This window comes from Streptomyces sp. CA-243310, from assembly GCF_050936775.1.
In the GTDB taxonomy this organism is placed as follows: Bacteria; Actinomycetota; Actinomycetes; order Streptomycetales; family Streptomycetaceae; genus Streptomyces.
Window position 1 is genome coordinate 14,246 of record NZ_JBNJMF010000005.1, and the last position, 12,965, is coordinate 27,210.

At 69.7% G+C, this 12,965-nt stretch carries 13 protein-coding genes; 7 read left to right on the plus strand and 6 right to left on the minus strand.

Annotated elements, in window-relative coordinates; translation table 11 throughout:
- The first annotated feature begins 553 nt into the window (after nt 1–553).
- On the plus strand, nt 554–1,390 hold the full coding sequence (locus ACQEVM_RS37895; protein WP_433087203.1) for a hypothetical protein: 837 nt from the start codon (nt 554–556) through the stop codon (nt 1,388–1,390).
- 160 nt (nt 1,391–1,550) lie between these two features.
- Here ACQEVM_RS37895 and ACQEVM_RS37900 read toward each other — a convergent pair whose 3' ends face one another.
- A complete protein-coding gene (locus tag ACQEVM_RS37900; protein WP_433087205.1) occupies nt 1,551–2,882 on the minus strand; it encodes a hypothetical protein in 1,332 nt (443 codons plus the stop codon).
- A 421-nt stretch (nt 2,883–3,303) separates the two neighbouring features.
- Here ACQEVM_RS37900 and ACQEVM_RS37905 point away from each other — a divergent pair, with 421 nt between their 5' ends.
- Complete coding sequence (locus ACQEVM_RS37905; protein ID WP_433087389.1) at nt 3,304–3,426, plus strand: hypothetical protein; 123 nt, start codon at nt 3,304–3,306, stop codon at nt 3,424–3,426.
- Here the strand turns inward: ACQEVM_RS37905 and ACQEVM_RS37910 are convergent.
- Both ACQEVM_RS37910 and ACQEVM_RS37915 read right to left on the minus strand, forming a co-directional pair.
- Nucleotides 3,423–3,608, minus strand: coding sequence for a hypothetical protein (locus ACQEVM_RS37910; protein WP_433087206.1), 186 nt, complete (start codon nt 3,606–3,608; stop codon nt 3,423–3,425). The two genes, ACQEVM_RS37905 and ACQEVM_RS37910, sit on opposite strands and share 4 nt — an antisense overlap.
- 199 nt (nt 3,609–3,807) lie before the next feature.
- Nucleotides 3,808–4,011, minus strand: coding sequence for a hypothetical protein (locus ACQEVM_RS37915; RefSeq protein ID WP_433087208.1), 204 nt, complete (start codon nt 4,009–4,011; stop codon nt 3,808–3,810).
- A 264-nt stretch (nt 4,012–4,275) separates the two neighbouring features.
- Here ACQEVM_RS37915 and ACQEVM_RS37920 point away from each other — a divergent pair, with 264 nt between their 5' ends.
- A complete protein-coding gene (locus tag ACQEVM_RS37920; protein ID WP_433087210.1) occupies nt 4,276–4,674 on the plus strand; it encodes an STAS domain-containing protein in 399 nt (132 codons plus the stop codon).
- Between the two features lie 134 nt (nt 4,675–4,808).
- On the opposite strand, the gene ACQEVM_RS37925 is transcribed toward ACQEVM_RS37920, so the two are convergent.
- On the minus strand, nt 4,809–5,288 hold the full coding sequence (locus tag ACQEVM_RS37925) for a hypothetical protein (RefSeq protein ID WP_433087212.1): 480 nt from the start codon (nt 5,286–5,288) through the stop codon (nt 4,809–4,811).
- Nucleotides 5,289–5,763: 475 nt separating this feature from the next.
- Here ACQEVM_RS37925 and ACQEVM_RS37930 point away from each other — a divergent pair, with 475 nt between their 5' ends.
- Entirely contained in the window at nt 5,764–5,979 is a 216-nt protein-coding gene (locus ACQEVM_RS37930) for a hypothetical protein (protein ID WP_433087214.1), read from the plus strand.
- A 61-nt stretch (nt 5,980–6,040) separates the two neighbouring features.
- On the opposite strand, the gene ACQEVM_RS37935 is transcribed toward ACQEVM_RS37930, so the two are convergent.
- A complete protein-coding gene (locus ACQEVM_RS37935; protein WP_433087381.1) occupies nt 6,041–7,006 on the minus strand; it encodes a replication-relaxation family protein in 966 nt (321 codons plus the stop codon).
- A gap of 463 nt (nt 7,007–7,469) precedes the next feature.
- On the opposite strand from ACQEVM_RS37935, the gene ACQEVM_RS37940 reads away from it, so the two are divergent.
- The gene (locus ACQEVM_RS37940; protein WP_433087216.1) at nt 7,470–7,943 is read left to right on the plus strand and encodes a hypothetical protein; all 474 of its coding nucleotides are present in this window, start codon (nt 7,470–7,472) and stop codon (nt 7,941–7,943) included.
- A gap of 754 nt (nt 7,944–8,697) precedes the next feature.
- Here the strand turns inward: ACQEVM_RS37940 and ACQEVM_RS37945 are convergent.
- The gene (locus ACQEVM_RS37945; RefSeq protein WP_433087218.1) at nt 8,698–9,726 is read right to left on the minus strand and encodes a hypothetical protein; all 1,029 of its coding nucleotides are present in this window, start codon (nt 9,724–9,726) and stop codon (nt 8,698–8,700) included.
- Nucleotides 9,727–10,489: 763 nt separating this feature from the next.
- Here ACQEVM_RS37945 and ACQEVM_RS37950 point away from each other — a divergent pair.
- Both ACQEVM_RS37950 and ACQEVM_RS37955 read left to right on the plus strand, forming a co-directional pair.
- Nucleotides 10,490–11,638, plus strand: coding sequence for a ParA family protein (locus tag ACQEVM_RS37950; protein ID WP_433087220.1), 1,149 nt, complete (start codon nt 10,490–10,492; stop codon nt 11,636–11,638).
- Nucleotides 11,635–12,609, plus strand: a complete 975-nt coding sequence (locus ACQEVM_RS37955; protein ID WP_433087222.1) for a ParB/RepB/Spo0J family partition protein — start codon at nt 11,635–11,637, stop codon at nt 12,607–12,609. Before ACQEVM_RS37950 ends, ACQEVM_RS37955 begins: the two co-directional genes overlap by 4 nt.
- Nucleotides 12,610–12,965: the final 356 nt, after the last annotated feature.

Sequence of the window (12,965 nt, forward strand, 5' to 3'; positions counted from 1 at the left end):
AGGGAACGAACCTGACGGGGGCGGCCGGGGTGGCGGGTACGGTCTGGAAGTACGGGGTGCGGTCCTGGCCAGCAGAGGTCGCGACGGGGGCCGTGCCCCGGCCTCGGGCAGTCTCCTCTTCACCCCGGCTATCGCGTGGTCAAAGAGGTGTCGTTTTCCGAAACCGGCTTGCCCACCCGGGTTGACCTGGGACAACGGACGTCAGGCAGTTTCGGGGGGTCCCACCTGCGGTCACACTCCCGGTCCCCCGCTGAAAGCAACCCTCCAGCCCCCTGTGCACGCAACCTCCGGTGCAACCCCCATGCGGCCCGTGTGGCATCCGCGCGGGCCTGGTTGGGCAGCCCCGGCAACCATCCAGCGGGAGGTCGGCCGTACGGCGCTTGGCTGGCCGGTCTCTTGCGCCTGGGCGGCGGACTGCCCGACCGTTTGGGGATCTGTTGTGCAGCTCGGGGGGAGTACGGGTTTGGGGAACAACCGGGTGCGGCTCAGCGGCGGTACGGCGTGGCAGACGGACTTCCGTCGCCGGACCACAGGCCGGGCTCCCAGGACCGCGATGGAGATCGCCACGGTCCGCCGCACGCTGAACCACACGCTGACCGAGCTGAAGCGGGCCATCGACAGGTACGCGGTCGCGGTCGCCGCCGATCTGTACGCCCTGGCGTGGCAGCAGGCAGCCGGAGCTCCACCAAGCGAGACCCGCGAGCAGCGGGCCCAGCTGAAGGACCTCAAGGAGATTTTGGGCTCCCGCCGGTGGCAGGAGGAAGAGCGCCGCCAGGCCGCCGCGGCTCCCCCGAAGTCCGTGCCGTCACAGCCCAAGCGGACAGTCGCCGACGCACCCCGGGTACGGCCGGACGTCACCCGGGCCAGCGAACCCGTCGTCCGCTCTTCGCGCCGGAAGATCGCTCCGGCTACGGCATCCCCGCGTTCCTCCGCACCGCCCCGGCCTCCCGTCCCGGTTCCGGCGCCCACGCCGATTCCGGCCCCGGACCCGTCGCCGGTCGTGAAGGCCCGCCCGCCGCGCAGGGAAGAGCCGGCCCTTCTGGAGACCGGCCAGCTGTGGGAGATCGCGACCGAGTTGCGGCCGCTGCTGGAGCAGACCGCCCGGGCCGGCTCCACCATCACCTGGCCCCAGATCCACAAGCGCCTGCCGAGCCTGCCCCGCCTGCACGCCGACGACCAGTGCGTGCTCCTGTGGCTGGTCGACGAAGACGGCCGCAAGGCAGAACCACTCCTGTCCGCGCTCGTCACGGTCGGAGACCGCCAGATGCACCCCCGGTTCCCGGCCGTGGCCGAACAGCTCCGCTGGACGACGCCAGGCGGCGTCCGACCACACAGCGCATGGAGCTATGAGGTGCTCAAGGTCCACCAGCACTGGCGCCACCGACGCTGACCCGACCGGGTCGCCGGCCCTGGGCAAGCCCCCCAGGACGGGCTTGCCCAGGGTCTCCTCGGGCTTGCCCAGACGCGCTGGCTTGCCCGGCCGCCAAGTTCCCCATCTGGACCTCGCTGGACCGGGGCCCTGGCGGGGCGCAGCCAGCTGGGTCTCCGGGCTAGCTTTCGGCGGCTTTCGCGGACGGCGGCAGGGCCGTGTCGAGGAGCGCGTCGATGGTTTCCTTGCCGAGCGTGCTGTCGTGGTGGAGGGATCGGCGGATGAGTTGCCCGACGGTTTCCGGGTCCACGTCCAGCCGTGTGTGGGCGTCCAGGCAGATCTCGCTCAGGAGTCCTGCGGTGTGGTCCGGCTTTCGCTGGACGTACCAGTCGAAGACCTTGACCACGTCGCGGCGGAGGGTGCCGATCCAGATTCCGCTCCTCCCCTTCTTGATGCCCGTGGCCAGATGGGAGAGCACGGCTTCGATCAGCGTCGTGCGCAGCGCTGACATGGGGACGAGGCTTTCGGTTCCGACCGTGAGGGAGACGGCGGGCCACCAGGCGAGGGTCTTGGCTGCCTCAGCGGTCTGCTTTCCGTCCACGTGGATGACCTTGGTGAGGCGGTTGTGGTCGGCGACGAGCCCCTGGGGCTGCGGGGTGCCGAAAGAGGTGGTGGCGGAGAGGAGGGCGCCGGGGCCGTGGTCGCGGTGATGCTGTTCCGCCCAGTCCCGGGCCACGGACTGCGACCACAGAGGTCCGCCTGCGCCGTGGGCCTGCGGTTCGGGCATCTTGTGGTCTTCGTACTTCGGGTCCGGGAGGTCGTCCTCGGGGATGTTCGCGATCTTCGCCAGCCCGGTGCGGTCCACTAGGCTGCCCGGCTCCAGCTCGGGGGCCTTCAGGTCGACGACGCACTGGTCCAGCGGCCGTGCGTCCGGCACGCGCTGGCGGTGCTCCGCCCACAGCGCCAGATGATCACGCCAGTTGGGCAGGGCCGTCTTGTGCGCGGTGAACCCGGCGATGGTGGCGATACTCCCCTTACCCGGGTCGGCGGGGTGGACCAGGAGGTCGGCGGCCGTGACGGTGAGCGCGTCCTGGACGGGGCGGGCGTCGTAGCGTTCGTAGGCGCCGTCGAAGACCACGCCGGGCCGGTGCCAGGCGGTGCCGTCCCACCAGTAGCCGCCGTGCCGGTAGAGGAAGCCGGTGTGGCCGTACATCCAGTCGTGGTGGAGTCCGCTCCAGCTGCCGTCGGTGACCAGCAGGACAGTGCGGCCGTGATCGGGGTGGTAGTGGACGGCCCACGCGTACGCGCGGTTCTTCGGCTCGGTGGTGAACGCCACCCAGCCGCCTCCCGGTAATGGGTCGGTGCGGCCCCACAGTCCCTCGCCCTGGTCCCGGCCGGTGCGCTCGATCGCGTCCGGATTGTCGAGCGGTAACCGTTCGTCGTTGATGAACGGCAGGCTCGGAACGGGATGATCGGTACGAAGTCCGTTGGCTACCGGACGGAACTCACCCAAGATCGTTTCTCCCTTGCGACATGCGAACCCCGCACAGCGCGGGGGTAAGTCCCCCCATCCCTGCGGCAGCACCGGCTCCGTTAAACCGATCAAGCGGGACATCAGGCGGAGCCGTCAGTACGGGCGCTCCGTCCAGCCCGGATGACGAAGACGTGCCTCTGGTGCGCGCACGTGCGGGTGCACCCGTGTCGACCGGCGAAGAGCACATCGCGGAGCCCGGCCTGGTGATGCTGGACATTCGTGCGGGGACGAGAACACCGTCCGGGCCGTCATGACCGCGTTGGAGGAGCGCTGGGCTACTTCGGGCATCGGCCCGGTGCGCAGGGGGTCCCGGCGAGCCCGGGGTGCGGGCCCGGGTCTACGCCGACGTCCTGCGCCCGGGACGAGGATCGCCCGGCTCTCCCCGCTCAAGCAACGCAACTTGAACCTGCTCGGCCGCTACAGCTTCACCGCCTCCACCCCGGCAGTCGGCGCCCTGCGCCCGCTGCGCGACCCGGACGCGCCGGAGCTGGACGAGGACGACGACGGGGGCGGACAGGACTAAGGGTGGCCGACCAGGGCGGTGATGAGCTTGCGGGCCCTGGCCGTGGTCAGCCGCTTCGCGGCCGTCGCGCAACGTTGCCGGGGAGTGCGCGGCTCGATGTCGCTGCCCTTGATCACCTTGGCGAACTCGGCGTCGAACCGCTCCTTGCCGACCTTCTCCGCGAGCGTGGCCAGGTACTTCACCTGCGCGGGTGTAGCCGGCTCCGTCTTCGCCTGCTGGGAGGAAGAACCACGACCGGTACAACGCGCCAGGTGGCCGTAGCTGCCTCAGCGGCATGACCCGCGCCTCCCGCAGGTCAAGAAGCCTCTTTCTCATCGGCATCCTCTTCGCAGGCTTGTGGGCCACGGGCGTTCTCCAAGACGTCAGGTGCGGGCACAGGGACTAACGCGCCCGGGTAGGCGGCGAACTCAGGGTCCACTCGACACCGCCCCGCCAGCCGGCCGACTCGTTGGCGTACCGGCCTTCGGCGTCGGCCCGGATCCGAGCGGCCAGAGTGCGCAGGTCTGTCTGGAGTCCCTGTCGCCGCGCGCTGTCCGCGGCCTGGCGCATGTCGTCGGTCAGCCAACTGGGGTTCATGTCGTTCATCGCTCCAGCATGGCGCGGGTCCGGCTTCCGGCGGAAGCGGCGTGTCCCGCCAGCGTGGTGTTCGTTGTCCTGGCGACGCGTGCCTGCCCGTCCCCGACGGAGGCGCGTAGGAGGGGCCCCTGCCGCGCCCGGCCGGGGGCCCCTCACTCCCCCGTTCATACGGCGCCGAGCAGAGCGCGCCTCAGTCGGGCCCGGGGAACCACCGGGCCGCGATGGAGCCCTGCCGACCGGGGCTGTGGGTGACGGGAGAAGGAATTGATCAACGTGAGCGTCCAGCACTGCGGCGGCTCAGTCCTGATCAGCATTGACGGAACACTCGATGAGGACGCAGACGAGGCACTCCGGCAGGCCCTGGGCCGTGTCACCACCGACGAGAGGGATCTCTTGGTGGACCTGCATGGGGTGACGACCATGGACACCGACGGCCTGTTCCACCTCTTGGACCTGCACCGGCGCGCCGAGCGTCGGCGCCTGCGTGTGCTGATCACCGGCTGGCAGCCCCAACCCCAGCAGCTCATGGCTGAGCTGGCCGGGATCCCGGGTGCAGGAACGGCCGCCGGCGAACGGTACGCGGTGGCGGGCTTTCGCCGGCTCCTCGAGGACCGGGCCCAGCGCGCACGCGACCAGGCCGACTTCGCCGCCGGCTGGCTGCCCCGCGCCTAGCTCAGGATCCAAGACGGGGGCGAAGGACTTTGACGGCCAGGGATCCATCTGGCGCTGGGCAAGCCCTTCGCGGACCTGGGCAAGCCCCCGTCCGGGGCGGCTTGCCCAGGCTCCCCTTGGGCTTGTCCAGCCGCTCAGGCTTGCCCGGCCGCCCGCTCCCACAGGGGGCGGGCGCGCCCGGTCCCGTCGCAGTGGAAGCATTGGCCGCCTCCGGGCGTGCTGCGGGCGCCGATGGTGCCAGCAGCGTTCCGGAAGAGCCGGTTGAGGCCGTCGACGTGGTCCCGGTGCAGGGCGAGTTCGTGGCGCTTGGCGACCATGACCTCCAGTGCGACCCCGGGCCCGGCGTAGCCCAGTTCCGTGGTGATGCCGTGGGTGACGGTGCGGATGAGGTCGTGGAGGTGGCCCATCGTCTCCATCCCGGACAGCTCCACCCGTGCGGTGAAGAGGACGTCGTCCGGCTCGGTGAGGGACAGCAGCGCCTCCGGTTGCTCGAACGGAACGAGGCGGCCGACCGGGTCGCGGTGGGCGGCGTGAAGGCGGGCCAGGGCCAGCCACATGTCGCCCGCATCGCTCTGCCCGAGCCCGGCCGGGTTCTCTTGCTTGTGTCGTCTCATGGCTCCGGTGTACGACCGTCGAGGAGGCGTCGGCCGGCTCCGGGCCTCCGCGTCCCAGACGGTGACTCCACGACCTCGGGAGCCGTCCCGCCACGTGATCCGGACGCTGGGCAAGCCATCCGTGCCCAGTGGCTTGCCCAGCAGCACCCCGTGGCCGATCGGCAGGTCGAGCGTGACCGGTCCTCCTCCCGAGATCGGTCAACCAGCACGTCAGGGGCGTGATCGGTCCGTGCAACTCCTGATCAAGCCGGTGACCGGTCATCGGTCACCGGTCAGCCGTCTCCTCACCGGGAGGCTCCGGGCCGACCGTGACCGACGCCCCCCTGTCGACGGGCCCCAGCCGGGGTGGGCAAGCCGGGGTGTGGGGTGGCTTGCCCAGGCTCCCCTTCGGCTTGCCCTCGTGATGCAGTCGGGGCGATAGCCCGGATGGCTGCCTCCGCCTGCTGGGCGGCAGTGGCGCAACGATGGTGGAGGCATGTCCGCCAAGCTGATCGTCTACCCGCCCGACGAACAGGGGTGGCGCCGGGTCCGCTACGACGGCGTCGCCATCGGAGTCGCGCACCGCCCTTCCGACATCAGGGTCTTCCTGGCCGCCGCCGGCCTGGAGAGTGCCGAGGACGTGGACCTGACCGATCCTGGCTTCGTGGAGTGGAGGGGTGCCGGCCCCGAAGCGTGGGAGCCGACGCCTTAGCGGCCGGGCCGGGTGTCCGGCCGGACGGGAGACCTCCGGCCGCAAGCCCGCGGGCCTGGCCTCACCGTGCCTTCGGGAGTGCGGCCAGGGCGCGGCGTTCCTCGCCGCGGCCGTTGCCGACGACCCGCCACACCGGAGCACCCGCCCCGTCGCGGGTCAGGAGGGGCAGGGTCGTGGTCGCCACGGTGAGCCGGTAGTTCACGCTGCCCACCCGGCGGGCCCGCTCGTGGAAGGCGGCCTCCCTCGCGGTCGGGGCCGCGCGGCGCGGTGCCGGGGCGAAGACGAACAGCACCGGCGGGAAAGGGCGCTCCAGGGACGGGCCGGCGTAGGTCTCCTGCCAGTGGGAGCGCGGGGCACGGGCGGCGTTCCCGCGCCCGGACGCCGGGGCGTTGCGGTAGGCGTCGTAGCGCTCCAGCTTGGCGACCAGGCGGGCGTAGGACATCGTGCGGTCGATCTCCACGAACGCGTTGGCGCCGTCGGCCAGGAGCACCACGCCGTCGGGGACCAGGGTTCCGGCTGGGGTGGGGTGGGCGACTTCCACCCGCCAGTCCGCGTGGTCGGCTATCTCCGCCTGGTGGAAGGCGACGACGGTGTCGACCAGGGCGAGGCCGTGCTCGCGCAGGCCCGTCTTGCTGGCGGCGATGCGCTTCCCGGTGGTCCGGCCCACCGTCGGCGCGAGCTCGCCGGAGGCGGCCGCTTCGGCGAGGCCGGCCGGGGTGCAGTACCAGTAGCTCTGCTGGGCGCGGTGGGTCCGGCCCACAAGAGTCGGGGACTCGCCCTGCAGGTTGCGCAGGGCGCGGCGTACGTGGTCGGTGCCCTGCTGGTGCGGCAGCAGGAGGGCCTTGAGCTGGCGGGGTGTGGCCAGGCGCAGCTGGGCAAGGGCCAGCAGGACCTCGCCGCGGATGTCCGCGCTGGCCTTCGCCGCCGCTGTCTTCCGGGCCCGGGACGCTTCTCCAGGTACATCAGTACGGGGAGAAGAGGAGTTGCAACCGGCCGGGGTAGGCGAATCGGGGGCCTGATCAGCCACAACGCTCAAGCGGCGGCTGACGGCTGCGGGGCTGGGCGCGGGGCTCGCCGCAGGGCTCCCAGCGGGGCTCGCCGTCGCAGCGGGGTACGCCGGGTGCGGCGGGGTGTTCGGGGTGGGGGCGGTGGTCATCGGATCCTCGCGGTTCTCCGGCCGTCGCGGCCGGATCGGTGACAGGTCCGGCCCACACGCTGAGGTGCGCGCGGGCCGGGGCCACCGTGAAAGAGACCCCCTTGACCGCGGTCTGACGGCCACCCACGACAGGTGTCCGATTTCTCCTTGACTACCCCTGGACCGGGCGGGTTTGTCCGTGACCGGCACCACATGCACGCTCCGGGCTTTCGGGGTCCTGCGGGGAGGGAGACTTCTCCCTCCCGAGCGCGGCCGCTGTCCACAGGGCCACTCACTCAGGCTCCTGTTGAGGCCGCCACCATCAGCGGGGCGGCCCCGTATATGAGGAGCCCCCATGTCCGAGACCATCACCATGCCGCTCACCCCGATGACTCCCCACACGGTGATGAGTGCCTTCAACTACCTCCGGGCGGTCGAGGCCGGCGACACCGAAGCCGCCGCCGAGTTCATCGCTGCCGAGCCGCGGATGCCCGCGCTGCTCATAGAGGTCGCGCACCACATCGTCATCCCGACGACCAACCTGCCCGACCGGGACGAGAAGGCGGTGCCGTGTGACAGCTCGTTCGCCCTGTTCGAGCTGGGGATCTGCTTCCTGGGCACCCTGCGGTCCTGGCACGAGCAGGCCGGCGCCGACGCGGCCGAGGGCCTCGCCCTCGCAGTCATCCGGTTCACCACGCAGATCCTCACCCAGGACCACGAGGAAGTCGCCGACGTCCTGCAACAGCTGAACGCCATCGCCTTCGGCCAGGCACTGGCAGCGCACCCCGCACCGGCCGGAGCGCACCCAGTGCGCACCACCGCGATGTAGTGCGCACCGTCGATGTCGGTGGGGTGCGCACGGTGCGCACCACCGCCGGGCGGTGCGGTGCACGGTGCGCATCGGGTGGGCATCGGGTGCGCACCATCGCCGGGCGGGTGCACCCGATGCGTGCGCACCGCCGCACCGCACATCGTGGTGCGCGACATCGTGCTGCCGCACCGTACCGAGTGCGGCAGCGCGGGGCGACGGCCCCTACCACACACCCCCTTGACCGCGCCCTGATCGGCGGCCGGGACCGGCTCTGTCCAGGGGAAACGCTCCGCTGGCGGATCTGGTCAAGGGGTCGCCGGTCGGCCGCCCAGACCTGGTCAAGGAGTAGGCGGTCGGCCAGTGCGCACGATCCGGAAGGTGCGCTTCGCGTGCGGTGCGGAACATCGGGTGCCAGACATCGTTGTGCGCGCCGAGTGCCGAGCATCGTGGTGCGCACGGTGCGGTGAGGTGCATCGGGTGCCGGGCATCGTCGGAAGGTGCGCACCAGGTGCGGGGTGGAACATCGTGGTGCGCACGGAAGTGGAGTCCACCGTCAGCCGGCGCGCGCCGGAGTGGAATCCATCGGGTGGTGGCCACCCTGTGGGCTCCACCCGATGCTCTGCATCCGATGCCGGGCATCGTCCACTGGATGCTGAACCTTGTGGATTCCACTCGGTGGACGATGCCCAGCATCGTCACCACAGCCAGGCGGTGGAGTGGCGCACCCGGGACTAGGCGCGGGCATCGCGGCGCGCGGCGGCGTTTCAGCGGACTACGCGTTGGCCAGCATGGCGTGGTGAACGGGTAGTGCCTGCACGAGCCAGTCTGACGAGGCTCCTGCCTGAACCAGTCGCCCGTAGACATCCTTGACGTCGTACCCGGACCGCTTCTTCCGGAAGTGAATCACGACCTCTCCGCCGGGGCCCTCAGGTTCGAGGGTGAACCAGCAGGAGCGCTCCGCTCCCCCGTCGCAGTCGCACGGCTTACAGGCGCAGTGATCCCTCGTCACCTTCGCGTTCATCCCCCACCGTGGATGTGTCAGGTGCTCGATGACCGCATCGTGGTCGACAGGAACCCCGTGTTCGTAGTTGAGCTCGAACTTCCAGCCCAGGCCGTGCTGCCAGTAACGGACGCAGAAAGGCTTCGTCACCATGTGGAAGAGCCCGATCCGACGCAGCAGGCTGCTGGCGACCCACGCCGCCTCGTCGCGCTCTCCCCACCAGGTGGGATCCTTGGCAACGTAGTCGAGCTCGGGTCGGGTCAGATCGGGCGCATCCCAGAGAACGTCATACGGCCCCTGGCGGAGCGAATCCTGGTGGCTGGCGACGGCTGCACACCACTGCTGCTCGGTGGGACCAGTGAGGGTGACGCGGGCATCGGTACCTGCCAGCCCAAGGTGCAAGCCAGCTTCGTCGATCGTGAGAAGCCTGACCCCTACGATGCCTCCGAGCCCGTCCCCTCCCTCGTCCGTGCCCGTGTACTGGGTGGGCAGGAGCGCCTGGAGGCAGTGCTCATAGAGACGGTGTCGCGGGCCAAGCTTCCTGTCCACGGCCAGCGTCAGATGGGTGGGCCTCGGAGTGAGCTGCGCAACGCCGGTGGGGTGCGCGCAGTAGTCGATCGTGCCGCCCAGACGCTCGAAGACGGCCGCCTCCAGGCGGGCCTGGTCCCGTCCGGCTTCCGGCACCGGATGCTGGCCATCAGCTGCTTGGAGTTCCTGCATACCGGTCTGGTGGCTGACGCCGGTGCAGTGTGAACGGTATCGGGCCTTCTGAGTGAGGCTGGATCCGTGGCTCATCATCATGCCAATCTGACGTACCGTCCGACCCCCGGCACGCACAGTCTGGATCGGACACAGTGTGCGGTGCTGGATGTTGTGAGGGGTGGGGCCTTGCTCCTTCACACCCGCGGGAAGCGGTGGCCGGGTCGGACGGCGTACCTGCGGGTGACGGCCACCTATGGCCGGGCGCCAGTGTGCCACCCAGCCCGAAGCCCAATCGCCAGATTGCCGCCGAGGGGCGGATTCATCACCTATACGGGCGATTCCGCACCTTCCGATGCACGTTGCACCGCCCCGAAACACCCCTCCCTCAGTCCCGCAGCATCTCCAACGCCCCCCATGTCGGCGAAGCACTGCAGGGGGCATGGAGGGGGACAGCGATCGTGGTACACCGAGGGCACCTTGAGGGATCTGCGTGCAGGCGGCCTGGTGGAACCTTGAGAACAACGCCCTTGAGAGGTTCCCCCACAGGCGTTCCTCAGGCACTGCTCGGGGCCGGCCGCAGGCCCCACGGTCTGATCTCGTTAGAGACCTTGGGTTGCCAGCGCAGTCGTCGCACCCTCGCACAATGGCGCGGGGGCTAGCGCGAGTTCCGAACATCCAGGCAGCAAGCCGGACCGCACGTCTTCGCAGCGAGCGTGCGCCTGGTGGTGCTGCCGCACCACGGGTCCTCGAACACCGGCGGATTCGCTGGTCTACGTGGGGGCCAAGTCAACGGCCAGAATCGTGCGACTTTCGGCGGTGTCCCTGCCGCCACCGCGACCGGGACCTAGTAAAGTTCGGCCGCATGAGCATCCCAACCCAGAACGGGGGGCGAGAGAAACTAATCACTTCGCTCACTCCTCAGCTGCGCAGACTCCTGAAGATCCGAGCGTTCGAGCACGGCATGGACATCCAGGACGCCACCGAGCACGCCATCAAGGCGTGGTATCTGACCTCCGATGTACCCGAGGTCGACACAGCCAAGGCCAAGACGTGGGGAACTTTCCTGCCGCCCGGCGAACCGGACAACTTCAAGTCTGTCTGCGGAGAGCGGGGGGTCACCTACGTCCAGGGGCTCGCCCAGGCCGTGACGCTGTGGCTGGAGCACCATCCCTCTCCCACCGCTCCCCTACACGCACAGCCGGTCGCACGGGTGATAGTCGCTAACCAGAAGGGCGGCGTCGGTAAGACGTTCATCTCGTCCGGTATGGCGCAGGCCCTGGCCGAGGCTGGCCGGCGTGTTCTCCTCGTCGACTATGACCCGCAGGGCCACCTCACGGCCGAACTCGGCTTTGAGGACGTGATGTACGAGGACGACGTCGAAACACTCCTCATGCATATGGAGGGCAGCGCGAAGGGCGACATCCGCGAGCTGCTCGTCGCCCTGGACCAGAAGCGGTTTGGCGAGCGGCTCCATCTGCTGCCGGCTTCGGACGACGCGTTCCTCCGCGACGTGTCCCTCTCGAAGGTCTCGTTCAGCGAGGCCGCTCTCGAACGCGCTCTGGAGCCGCTGGAGGAGGACTACGACGTCATCATCATCGACGGCCCTCCGAGCCTGGGTCTGAACATGGACACCGCGCTCTACTACGTGCGGCGCCGGGATGGGGAGCTCGCCGACCGGTCTGGCTTGATCACTCCGGTCTGGGCGAACAAGGCTTCCCACAGGGCCTTCAAGTTGTTGAGGGCCCAGAAGGAAGACCTCTGCCGTAAGGGCCGGATCCAGATCGACTACCTCGGTCTCGTCGTCAACGCCTACGACAGCCGCCGCGGAAAGCTGGTCAAGGAGAACAAGGACCAGTGGGAGAGGAGTACCTCCCCGGCGGTCCTCGCCGTCATCGGTGACCTCAAGGAAGGCCGGGAGGCGGCAGACGGGGAGATCCCGCTGCTCGAGTACGCCCCGGACAGCGAGCACGCCCAGGCGATGCGCGATCTGGCGAAGGAGCTCGCCGTATGACCACCAGCCCCCAGCGAGTCACCCGCGGCTTCGACATCAACGAGGACGGCTCGGAGAGCAAGCCGTCCCCGCGGCGTGTGCGGACCCGGCAGCAGATCATGGCCGGGGAGGGGAAGCGGCCGCCGGCAGCGGTGGCGTTGTCCGTTCTCGCGCACAACCCGTTCAACCCGCGCGAGGAACTCACCGACATCGAGGAGACCGCCGCCTCGCTTCGAGACCGCGGTCAGCTCCAGCCAGTCGCTGTCGTGCGTACGGCCGCCTTCCTCGCCGTCCACGCGGACCAGGCCGAGGTGATTGGCGAAGCCGAGTACGTCGTCATCGACGGCAACAGGCGACTGGCAGCCGCGCACGCGGCCGGCCTCACCGAGCTACGGATCGACGTCAACGACGCCCTGGCAGCCAGCGCCGCCGACATCCTGGAAGCAGCGCTGATCGCCAACGTTCACCGCGTGGATGTGCAGCCGCTCGATCAGGCGAAAGCCATCCAGGAACTCCTTTCCGTCCACGGCACCCAGTTGGCAGTGGCCAAGCGGCTCGGGAAGACCGCGGGCTGGGTATCCCAGCGGCTGGCCCTCCTCAAGCTCCCTGAGGAACTGCAGGAGAAGGTCGACAAGGGCGAGCTGCCGGTCCGTGAGGGCCGTCGCATCGGAGGGCTGCCCGCCTCGCAGCAGCAGGCCGAGGCCAGCCGCGTGCTGAACGCACCGAAGCCAGCGGCGAAGCCCCGCAGTCGGCGCGACAGCAAGGCAGCCGCTGCACACCCTTCTACAGTTGCGTTGCCTGACCAGTCGAAGGGCGAGCGAGAGACCTCCGGGCCGAGCTCAGATGTTTACCCGGTAAACACGGATGTGGCCCCCGACAGCGTGCCCGACCTTCCGTGGGCGGACCCGCAGTGGTTCAACGCGCGGCTCCGGCAGTACATGTCTGCCGAGCACCGCGAGGAGCTCACACTGTTGCTCATGGCTGACGCCTAGAGCCCGAGCGTTCCAATGTTTACCTGGTAAAGATCGCAGCGGCCGACAAGCAGACGGACCTCACCCGACGGTCAGGACCAGCCTCGCCTCTGACACGTTTACCGGGTAAACATGCGGCGGCTCCAGCCCGCCGCTCTCCGACCCAAAAACACGAAAGGGCCCGTACTCCGCGCGCGCGGAGTACGGGCCCTTATCTGGTGCTCAGTCTGATAGCCGGCGGCCACCCTCCAGGTCGCAATCGTCGGTCCGCACAGCAACGTCGCTGCGGCCCGCCTCAGTGCCCGGCCTTCGGCGGGCGGCCAGCATGGCCGTGAACTCCGCAACCGCCTTCTGGTCGCCAGGGTCAAAGGGGCCGG

Coding starts and splice junctions, on each gene's coding strand:
- ACQEVM_RS37915 (WP_433087208.1), bottom strand. CDS start 4,011: ATGAACGACATGAACCCCAGTTGGCTGACCGACGACATGCGCCAGGCC.
- ACQEVM_RS37955 (WP_433087222.1), top strand. CDS start 11,635: ATGACCACCAGCCCCCAGCGAGTCACCCGCGGCTTCGACATCAACGAG.
- ACQEVM_RS37940 (WP_433087216.1), top strand. CDS start 7,470: ATGTCCGAGACCATCACCATGCCGCTCACCCCGATGACTCCCCACACG.
- ACQEVM_RS37895 (WP_433087203.1), top strand. CDS start 554: ATGGAGATCGCCACGGTCCGCCGCACGCTGAACCACACGCTGACCGAG.
- ACQEVM_RS37930 (WP_433087214.1), top strand. CDS start 5,764: ATGTCCGCCAAGCTGATCGTCTACCCGCCCGACGAACAGGGGTGGCGC.
- ACQEVM_RS37950 (WP_433087220.1), top strand. CDS start 10,490: ATGAGCATCCCAACCCAGAACGGGGGGCGAGAGAAACTAATCACTTCG.
- ACQEVM_RS37925 (WP_433087212.1), bottom strand. CDS start 5,288: ATGAGACGACACAAGCAAGAGAACCCGGCCGGGCTCGGGCAGAGCGAT.
- ACQEVM_RS37945 (WP_433087218.1), bottom strand. CDS start 9,726: ATGATGATGAGCCACGGATCCAGCCTCACTCAGAAGGCCCGATACCGT.